At 71.3% G+C, this 9,596-nt stretch carries 9 protein-coding genes; 3 read left to right on the top strand and 6 right to left on the bottom strand.

Features of this window, described 5'->3' with window-relative positions; all coding sequences use genetic code 11:
- Both ABD241_RS14485 and ABD241_RS14480 read right to left on the bottom strand, forming a co-directional pair.
- Positions 1 to 771, bottom strand: coding sequence for an MlaE family ABC transporter permease (locus ABD241_RS14485; protein WP_425580787.1), 771 nt, complete (start codon positions 769 to 771; stop codon positions 1 to 3).
- A gap of 1 nt (position 772) precedes the next feature.
- Positions 773 to 1,867, bottom strand: a complete 1,095-nt coding sequence (locus ABD241_RS14480; RefSeq protein WP_344063991.1) for an ABC transporter ATP-binding protein — start codon at positions 1,865 to 1,867, stop codon at positions 773 to 775.
- Positions 1,868 to 2,022: 155 nt separating this feature from the next.
- Between ABD241_RS14480 and ABD241_RS14475 the strand changes: the two genes are divergently transcribed.
- Entirely contained in the window at positions 2,023 to 2,493 is a 471-nt protein-coding gene (locus ABD241_RS14475) for a DUF4178 domain-containing protein (protein ID WP_344063988.1), read from the top strand.
- 36 nt (positions 2,494 to 2,529) lie between these two features.
- On the opposite strand, the gene ABD241_RS14470 is transcribed toward ABD241_RS14475, so the two are convergent.
- Positions 2,530 to 3,615, bottom strand: a complete 1,086-nt coding sequence (locus tag ABD241_RS14470; protein ID WP_344063985.1) for a hypothetical protein — start codon at positions 3,613 to 3,615, stop codon at positions 2,530 to 2,532.
- A 136-nt stretch (positions 3,616 to 3,751) separates the two neighbouring features.
- Here ABD241_RS14470 and ABD241_RS14465 point away from each other — a divergent pair, with 136 nt between their 5' ends.
- Positions 3,752 to 5,143, top strand: coding sequence for an FAD-binding oxidoreductase (locus ABD241_RS14465; protein WP_344063982.1), 1,392 nt, complete (start codon positions 3,752 to 3,754; stop codon positions 5,141 to 5,143).
- Positions 5,144 to 5,332: 189 nt separating this feature from the next.
- On the opposite strand, the gene rplL is transcribed toward ABD241_RS14465, so the two are convergent.
- Together rplL and rplJ are read right to left on the bottom strand one after the other, a co-directional pair.
- Entirely contained in the window at positions 5,333 to 5,719 is a 387-nt protein-coding gene (gene rplL, locus ABD241_RS14460; protein ID WP_142181367.1) for a 50S ribosomal protein L7/L12, read from the bottom strand.
- Positions 5,720 to 5,785: 66 nt separating this feature from the next.
- On the bottom strand, positions 5,786 to 6,373 hold the full coding sequence (gene rplJ / locus ABD241_RS14455; protein WP_142181366.1) for a 50S ribosomal protein L10: 588 nt from the start codon (positions 6,371 to 6,373) through the stop codon (positions 5,786 to 5,788).
- Between the two features lie 318 nt (positions 6,374 to 6,691).
- Here rplJ and ABD241_RS14450 point away from each other — a divergent pair, with 318 nt between their 5' ends.
- Positions 6,692 to 7,603 carry a DUF3152 domain-containing protein gene (locus ABD241_RS14450; RefSeq protein ID WP_344063978.1) on the top strand — a complete coding sequence of 304 codons (912 nt, stop codon included), beginning with the start codon at positions 6,692 to 6,694 and terminating at the stop codon, positions 7,601 to 7,603.
- Positions 7,604 to 7,695: 92 nt separating this feature from the next.
- Here the strand turns inward: ABD241_RS14450 and ggt are convergent, their stop codons facing one another.
- Complete coding sequence (gene ggt / locus ABD241_RS14445; protein ID WP_344063975.1) at positions 7,696 to 9,573, bottom strand: gamma-glutamyltransferase; 1,878 nt, start codon at positions 9,571 to 9,573, stop codon at positions 7,696 to 7,698.
- Positions 9,574 to 9,596: the final 23 nt, after the last annotated feature.

The following is a 9,596-nucleotide window of genomic DNA, read 5'->3' as shown; positions in this document are numbered from 1 at the left end:
TCAGATCTTCTGCGGGACGACTTGGAAGTAGACGGCCGTGATGACGAAGTTGACGACGAACAGGAGCATGAAGGTGATGACCACGCTCTGGTTCACCGCGTCCCCGACACCCTTGGGGCCGCCCCCGGCGTTCAGGCCCTTGAAGGCCGCGACGATGGCGGCGATGGCGCCGAAGATCAGGGCCTTGATCTCGGCGGTCCACAGGTCGGGCAGCTGCGCCAGGGCCGTGAAGCTGGCGATGTAGGCGCCGGGCGTGCCGCCCTGCACGATGACGTTGAAGACGTAGCCGCCCACGACGCCGACGACCGACACGAGTCCGTTGAGCAGCAGGCCGATGAGCATCGAGGCGAGCACCCGTGGGACGACGAGGCGCTGGATGGGGCTGATGCCGAGCACCTCCATCGCGTCGATCTCCTCGCGGATCTTGCGGGAGCCGAGGTCGGCGCAGATGGCGGAGCCACCGGCCCCGGCGATGAGCAGCGCCGTCACGATGGGGCTGGCCTCGCGCAGGACTGCCAGGACGCTGGCGGCTCCCGTGTAGGACTGGGCCCCGAGCTGACGGGTCAGGGTGCCGAGCTGCAGGGCGATCACGGCCCCGAACGGGATGGAGACCAGGGCTGTCGGCAGGATCGTGACGCTGGCGATGAACCACGCCTGCTGGATGAACTCCTTGACCTGGAACGGGCGCTTCGGCAGCGCCCGCATGACGTCGAGGGCGAGGGCGAACAGCGAGCCCGACTGCCGCAGGGCGCCGGTGAGGGGTGCGGCCACGTCAGCTCACCTCGCCGACGAGCTCGGACGAGTCCGCCGTGGAGCCGTTCGAGCCGTTGGAGCCGTTCGAGTCGTTGGAGCCGTTCGAGCCGGTGGACGGCTCGGCCTGCGAGACGGAGGGCGCCTCCGCGGGCGGCTGGTGGCGTACCCCGGGCACCCCGGCCTTGTCCGACAGGAACGAGCCGGGCGGCGGGGTGACGCCGTTGGCGCGGCACCAGTCGCCGGCCGGGCGCTCGGCGCGACGGGGCGAGCCGTCGCTCGTGCCCAGCTGCAGGGCGATCGGAGGCAGCGGCGGGAGCTCCTGTCCCTGCTCGGCCGCCAGCTCGTCGGCGTCCTTCTCCTCCGACATGCCGATCGGCCCGACCGTCTGCGCGTTGAGGAACTGGCGCACGACCGGCTCCTCCGAGCTGAGCAGCATCTCGCGGGGACCGAACATCGCGAGGTGCTTGTGGTAGAGCAGGCCGATGTTGTCGGGCACGGTGCGCGCCGTGTTGATGTCGTGCGTGACGATCAGGAACGTCGCGTCGATCTGCGCGTTGAGGTCGATGAAGAGCTGGTTGATGTAGGAGGTGCGCACCGGGTCGAGGCCAGAGTCGGGCTCGTCGATCAGCAGGATCTCAGGGTCGAGCACGAGGGCACGGGCGAGGCCGGCACGCTTGCGCATCCCGCCCGAGATCTCACCGGGGAGCTTGCCCTCGGCGCCGGAGAGGCCGACGAGGTCCATCTTCTCGGTGACGATGCGCTTGATCTCGGACTCGGTCTTCTTCGTGTGCTCGCGCAGCGGGAAGGCGACGTTGTCGTAGAGGTTCATCGACCCGAAGAGCGCACCGTCCTGGAAGAGGACCCCGAACAGCTTGCGCACCTCGTAGAGGTCGGCCTCGCGCAGGCGCGTGAGGTCGCGGCCGTTGATGACGATGGACCCGGCGTCCGGCTTGAGCAGGCCGACCAGCGTCTTGAGGAACACGGACTTGCCGGTGCCCGAGGGCCCGAGCATGACCGAGATCTCGCCGGCGGGAAGCGTGAGGGTCACGTCCCGCCAGATCGTCTGCGAACCGAAGGTCTTCGTCAGACCCTTGACCGCGATCTCCACACCCATGTGGTCTCCACCATGACTTTCCGCCGTCTCGACTCGGCTACGGGGGAAACGACGGTGGGAGCCGGAAGTTACGCGCGGGTTCGGGCTGGTTCGACACCCGGGCGAGAGAGTGGCCGCGCCGCTACCCTGTGGGAACCCGCGCGACAGGAGGGTCCATGCGTGCAGAGCTCACGGCGTCACAGGTGGCGCCCGGCGCCGTGCTCGAGCTCGAGGGCCTGCCCTTCACGGTCGTCGGCACCCTGCACTTCGACATGGACGGCGTGCGTTGGACCGAGCACTGCATCGAGAGCGAGTCCGGTCGCCCCGAGTGGCTCTCGATCCGTCCGCGCGGCGGCGTGACCGTCGTGCACTGGACCTCTCGCAACGACCTCGACGGCGCACCCGGAGGTGAGCTGCTCGAGCTGGACGGCCGCACGTGGGAGCGCTCGGGCTCCGGGACGGTCGGCTACACGGCGCGGGGTCACACGGGCACCGGCCGCAGCGGCAGCTGCGACTTCGTCGAGTACGCCGACCGCGACGGGCTGCTCGTCTTCGAGAGCTTCGACGGCGGGGTCTGGGAGACCAGCGTCGGCCGGCTGGTCGACCGTGCCCTCGTGCGCAGCTACCGCGAGGTGGCCGGGGGCTGAAAGCCCAAGCAGGGCAGGTGATTCGGCCGCTGGTGCTCAGGCGTGCGTGGCGGTCACCTCGTGGGTCACCGTGTCTCCCTCGACCCGGACCGTCACGGCGGCCACGCGCCCGGTCTCCCCGAGCGGGGCGAGACGACCCAGTGCCTGCGCGAGGCGGTCGAACGTCTCCGGTGTCGGCACCGGCGGCTGTCCGTCCGCGTTGCCGGAGAGCCCGGTCAGCCGATGTTCCGGGTCGACCGTGAGCACGGCGGTGAGGCGCTCCACGCGGGCGCCGCGCTGGTCCTCCACACCCTCGCGCAGCGTGTGCGCCAGCTCGTCGAGCACGTCCGACAGGCCCGAGGACGTATGCCGCTCGGCCCCCTGGTCGTCCGGCTGCCCGGCCCTGTCGTCCGCCTGCTGCGCCTCCGGCGTGGGCTCGCGGCCGGACTGCGCCGCGGGACGCGGAGCGTGGCCCTCGCTGAGGAACCCGGTCGCAGCGAACTCGATCTTGCCGAAGTCGACCTCGGGGTCGCGTGCCAGCGAGTTGTCGATGACGTAGGCGAGGTTGACGGCAAGGTCTGTCATGCCCGGGTGCAGCTGCTGCCCGACGAAGCGGGCACACAGGAGCATCGCGTGCACCCGCACCATGGTGCGGCCCTTGCGGTCCTGGACCCGCTGCTCGGCGTCCACGCGGCCGAGGTCGAAGCCCTCAGCGGGATAGAAGTGCAGCGGCCGCTCGAGCACGAAGAGCGAGTAGTCGGGACGGTCCGAGCCGGGCATGAGCCGGTAGAGCTCGCCGTTGAGCGGCAGCTGCCACTCGAGCTCGGTTGGGGCGACGTCGAACCGGGTCACGCTGACGAGTGGACCGTAGCGGCCGACCGGGCTCGAGGGACCGGACGTCGGCACCTGCTGCGGCATCTGCTGGCCCTGCGGCGCCGTCGCGGGGACGGTCGCGGCCTCCGGCTCGGCATGGGGCTCCGCATCGGGCTCGGCATGGGGCTCGGCATGGGGCTCGGCATGGGGCTGGGCCTGGACCCCTCCTCCGGGAGCGGCTGGGACCGGCGGCTCGTCCGCGGGGGTGCCGTGCTGGGCAGGGTCGGTGCTCGGAGCAGCGGGCCTGAAGGTGCGCGACAGCCATCCCATGGCGGTCAACCTACCGGCAGCGCCGGCCGATCCGGCGCTGCCGGCGTCGCGACGTGACGCGGGGACGGTGCACCCGGCATACGCCCATCCGCCGGCCCGGAGCGCGTGGGACGGAGGTCGTCGTTACGGTGTTCCGGTGACGACACTGAGCAAGGACGCTCCCGACCTCCAGGACGTCGAGGCACTCGCGGGATCCCTGACCCCCGGCGCGCTGCTGACCGAGCGCGAGAGCGTCGCGGCGTACCGCTTCGACTACACCGCCGACGCCAGCGCCGGCATGCCGCTCGCCGTGGTCCGCGCGACCTGCGCGGCCGACGTGCAGGCCGCCGTGCGGTGGGCCGGCGAGCACCGCGTCACGATCGTGCCGCGCGGGGCCGGCAGCGGGCTCTCCGGCGGCGCGAACGCCGTCGACGGCTGCTTGGTGATCAGCACGGAGCGGATGCGAGCCGTCGAGATCGACCCGGCCACGCGCACGGCCGTGGTGGAGGCCGGGGCGCTCAACGTCGAGGTCAAGCAGGCCGCCGCCGAGCACGGCCTCTGGTACCCGCCCGACCCGTCGTCCTTCGAGATCTGCTCGATCGGCGGCAACGTCGCCACCAATGCCGGCGGCCTGTGCTGCGTGAAGTACGGCGTCACCACCGACTACGTGCTCGGGCTGGACGTCGTGCTGGCGGACGGCACGCTCGTGCACCTGGGTGGGCAGCGCGTCAAGGACACCGCGGGGCTCTCGCTCGTCAAGCTCTTCGTCGGCAGCGAGGGCACCCTGGGGATCGTGACCGGGGTGACCCTGCGGCTCGTCCCGGCCCAGGCACCCCCGGCGACGCTCGTCGCCACCTTCGACACGGTCGAGGACGCAGCCCGCGTCGTCGTCGCCATCGGCAACACCCTGCGCGCCTCGATGATGGAGCTGATGGACTCGGCCTCCATCAACGCCGTCGAGGACCACCGCAGCATGGGTCTCGACCGTGAGGCGGGCGCGATGCTGCTCGCGCAGTCCGACGCACCGGGCGCGGCCCGCGGCGAGGAGATCGCGGCCATGGAGCGCCTCTGCCAGGACGGCGGCGCCCGCGAGTGCTTCACGACGACAGACCCCGCCGAGGGCGAGATGTTCGTCGCCGCGCGCCGGGCCGCCATCGTCGCCATCGAGCGGCGCGGCGCGATCATGCTCGAGGACGTCGGCGTGCCCGTGCCGCGCCTGCCCGACCTGCTGACCGGCATCGCGGAGATCTCGCGCCGGCACGACGTCGAGATCCCCGTCGTGGCCCACGCCGGTGACGGCAACACCCATCCCGTCATCGTCTACCCCGCCGGGGACGCCGCGGTGACGGAGCGCGCCGCCCGGGCGTTCTCGGAGGTGATGAGCCTGGCCATCGCCCTCGGGGGCACCATCACCGGCGAGCACGGCATCGGCCGGCTCAAGCGCGCCGCCCTGCCCGAGCAGCTCGGCCCGGACGTCATGGCCCTGACCCACCGCATCAAGAACGCCCTCGACCCCCAGGGCATCCTCAACCCCGGAGCCGGCTTCTGACACCGCCTCGTTCGAGGTGATTGGCGACCGTATGCAGTCGCTCAATACCTCGATTCGACGGTTGCCCCCGAGGTATGCCGCTGCGCCCGCGACCCGACCCAGCCCAGCACAAGCAAAGGCGGGCCCGACCAGATGGTCGGACCCGCCTTCGCGGTGGTGCTTGAGGAGCCCCGGACTAGCCGGGACGGCTCACTTGAGCTCGACGGTGGCGCCGGCGCCCTCGAGCTGCTCCTTGGCCTTGTCGGCCGCAGCCTTGTCGACACCCTCGAGAACGGGCTTGGGAGCGCCGTCGACGAGGTCCTTGGCCTCCTTGAGGCCGAGGCTCGTGAGCGCGCGGACCTCCTTGATGACCTGGATCTTCTTGTCACCGGCGGCGACGAGAACGACGTCGAACGAGTCCTTCTCCTCCTCCTCGGCGGGGGCAGCGGCGCCGCCACCGGCCGCGGGAGCGGCGGCAACGGGGGCAGCAGCGGTGACCTCGAAGGTCTCCTCGAACTGCTTCACGAACTCGGAGAGCTCGATGAGGGTCATCTCCTTGAAAGCGTCAAGGAGCTCGTCGGTGCTGAGCTTCGCCATGGTGGCTTCCTTCCTAGATAGTGCCGTGAGTGGCGTGTTGTGAATTGAGCTGGTGCGCAGGAGCGCTCAGCTCTCGTCGCCACCCTCGGCGACGTCGGTGGTTGCCTCGTCGGCCGCAGCGGCCGGCGTGGCGGGGCCCTGCTCCTCGATCTTCTGGCGCAGGGCGTCGACCACGCGGGCCGTCTGCGACAGAGGAGCGACGAAGAGGTAGGCGGCCTTGGTGAGGGAGCCCTTCATGGCGCCCGCAAGCTTGGCCAGCAGAACCTCGCGGGACTCGAGGTCCGCGAGCTTCGTGATGTCCTCGGGAGCCAAGGGCTTGCCGTCGAGGACGCCAGCCTTGATCACGAGGAGGGGGTGTGCCTTGGCGAAGTCACGCAGACCCTTGGCCGCCTCGACCGGGTCACCGGTGATGAAGGCGATGGCCGACGGGCCCTGGAGGTGCCCGTCGAAGGCCGTGATACCGGCCTCCTTCGCGGCGCGCTCCGTGAGCGTGTTCTTGACCACGGCGTAGGTGGCGTGTTCCCGGATCGAGGTGCGCAGCTGCGAGAGCTGGGCCACGGTCAGACCGCGGTACTCGGTGAGAACGGCCGCACCGGACTCGCGGAACTTGTCCGCGATCTCGGCAATGGCTGCGCTCTTCTCGGCGTTCGCCATCTGGGCCTCCTTCCCTTGCGTGGTGCCGCCGGTGGAAGGAGCCCGGAGGGCCTGCACGAGAAGAGCCCCGGCGCAGGGCGCTCGGGGCTCGCAGCAGCATACGATCGCGTATGCCGTGAGGCTGAGTGTCCTGCGCTGGCTGCCCGCATCGTGCGGGACCTTCGGGAGATCGTGGTTGCCCACGCCTCCAACCGGCGGTCATTGGTCGTGGACCACAGTACGGTCCCGACCCGTCCTCGGCCAAATCGGCCCCAAGGACGGCCGCCCCGCGGCGCGGGCTCCCGCGCAGCGCCGGGTAGGTGCCCTAGCGTGAAACGCATGGCGACGAGCGCGCGAGCAGGCCGCCCGACCCCGGCGCAGGGGCGGGTGATCCGCCGCCGGCGTTCGTGGGCGGCGCTCGCGGTCGTGCTCTGCATCGCGGCCGACGGCTGGTCTGTGTGGTCGTCGGTCTCCCCGGCGAGCGCGCGCGAACCGCTGGCCGACCGCCCGCCGCACGCCTCCGCGGCGCCGACCCCACGGGTGACGCCGACCGACGAGGCGGAGCTGGTGCCCGACGCCGCGACCGACTCGCAGGTCAGCGGGAGCACGCCGGGCGCATCCGACGGCCCCGGACGGACGGCAAGCCCGAAGGACGCCGTGGGCGATGGCAAGGACAGCAAGGGCGCCGTCGTCGAGTCCGGGTCGGGCCGCTTCACGGTCGTGACGATGCCCGCCTCGGCACTGCGACCCGAGCCGCCGCGAGGGCGCACGGTCCGCTACACCGTCGAGGTCGAGGGCGGCATCGATGTCTCCGGAACCGACTTCGCCACGACGGTCGGCTCCGTGCTGACGGACCCGCGCGGCTGGCAGTCGAAGGACGGGGTCCGGTTCGTCGACGTGGCACCGGCCGACGCCGCGAAGGGCGCTCAGGTGGACCTGAGGATCACGCTCGCCAGCCCTTCGACGACTGACAAGCTGTGCGCGCCCCTCGAGACCCGCGGCCAGGTCAGCTGCCACAACGGCGGCCGGGTGGTACTCAACCTGCGCCGCTGGGTCCTCGGCGCCGACGCCTACGGCAAGGACGTCGCCGCGTACCGCACCTACCTGGTGAACCACGAGGTGGGGCACGGCATCGGCCACCCGCACGAGTACTGCGGCGGCCAGGGCCAGGTGGCTCCGGTGATGATGCAGCAGACGTACGGCCTCAAGGGCTGCACCGCTTGGCCGTGGCCCACCGCCAAGCCGGCCTAGCGTCGACGCCGCCGGCTGCGCACCGGACGTAGCGAAGTGCCCACCCGACCTGCCGGTCGAGTGGGCACTTCGCTGCCTGGTCGAGGAGCCGGTCAGCGCTTCGGGTGGACCACCATCGCCGAGCCACCACCGCGGCGGGTCGGCTCGGCGGCCGCCTCGAACCGGTCGTTGCCGAGGCTGCGGATCGCTGTCACGGCACCGATCTCACCGGCGTCGGACAGCGTGTGCCCCAGAGCCTTCAGACCTGCCGCGACAGGGCTCGCGAGAAGCGCCGGCTCGGCACCCTCGGACGAGCCGTTGCGCGAGGACAGGCGCGGGGCCGCGATCGCGTCGACGAGCGAGAGGTCACGGTCGAGGTAGCCGAGGACCGTCTGCGACACCGACGTGATGATCGTGGCACCACCGGGCGAGCCGACGGCGAGGAACGGCTTGCCGTCCCGCATGAGGATCGTCGGGCTCATCGACGAACGCGGCCGCTTGCCGGGGCCCGGCAGGTTCGGGTCGGGCACACCGGGCGTCAGCGGCGTGAAGTTGAAGTCGGTCAGCTCGTTGTTGAGCAGGAAGCCCCAGCCCGGCACGGTGATGCCCGAGCCACCGGTCTGCTCGATCGTCAGCGTGTAGGAGGCGACGTTGCCCCAGCGGTCGGTGGCCGTCAGGTGCGTGGTCGACAGGCCTTCGTAGGGCTCCTTCTGCGCGGTCGTGCCCGGTGCGCAGGAGGTGTAGCTGCCGTCCGGCTCGCCGAACGGGATGGGCCGCGGCTGCGCCTTGGCGGGGTCGAAGAGGCAGGCACGCTCCGCCGCGAAGGCCGGGCTGACGAGCTCGGAGACCGGGACGTTCGGCACGTCGCCGACGTAGCGGTTGCGGTCGGCGAACGCGGTCGCCGACGCCTCGGAGAACCGGTGGAGGTACTGCACGTCGGAGACCTGCGAGGTCGCCGTGCCGGTGCGCTGCTCGTAGGCCTTCATCAGGTTGAGGATCTCGGCGACCGCGATGCCGCCGGAGCTCGGCACCGGCATGCCGTAGACGTCGAGCCCCTTGTACGTCGAGTGGATCGGCGCCTTCGTCAGGGCGCGGTAGGCCGCGAGGTCGCGCAGGGTCATCTGCCCGCCCATGACGCTGACGCCGGGGGCGGTGTGCGGCGCGTTGGACTCGCGGACGATGGCCTCGCCCAGCTTGCCGCGGTAGAGGACGTCCACGCCCTGGGTCCGCAACGTCCGGTACGCCTTGGCCATGTCAGGGTTGGTGAACACCGACCCGACGGCGGGAGCCTGACCGTCGCGCAGGAACACGCGGGCCGTCTCGGGAAACTTCTTGAACCTGTCCGCGTTCGATGCGGTCTGGTCGTGGAACGTCTGGTCCACGACGAAGCCCTTCGCCGCGAGCCGCTCCGCCGGTTTCAGCGCCTCGTTCCACGAGAGCGTGCCGTAGTCACGCAGCGCCTTGGCCCACAGGGCGGGGGTGCCCGGCACCCCGATCGAGAGGCCGGAGTTGACGACCGTGGTGAAGTTCATGGCCGACCCGTCCGGGTTGCGGAAGGTGTTCTCGGTGAAGGTTGCGGGCGCCGTCTCGCGCCCGTCGATGGTGGAGACCTTCTTGGTGCGAGCGTCGTAGTAGACCAGGAACCCGCCGCCGCCGATGCCGGCGCTGTAGGGCTCCGTGACGCCCAGGGCAGCGGCGGTGGCGACGGCGGCGTCGGCCGCGTTGCCGCCCCGGGCCAGCACGTCGATGCCGACCTGCGAGGCATCCCGGTCGACGGAGCTGACTGCTCCACCGGACCCGGTCATCACCGGGACCTTGGGCAGCGTGCCCGGCTTGCCGTGCCAGCCCTGGTCGCGCGCCGGCGCGCTCGAGGGAGCACCGGAGGTCTGCGCCCCGGCCGTGGCCGGCAGCAGGGAGAGTGGGAGTCCGACGACGAGAGCGCCGAGGACCCAGCGTGAACGTGTCGTTGTGCGTGCGCTGTGACGGCTCATCGTTCGACCGTACTCGGGCATTC

The sequence above is a fragment of the Terrabacter lapilli genome (assembly GCF_039531305.1).
Taxonomy (GTDB): Bacteria; Actinomycetota; Actinomycetes; order Actinomycetales; family Dermatophilaceae; genus Terrabacter; species Terrabacter lapilli.
This window is presented reverse-complemented; position numbering and strand designations above follow the sequence as displayed.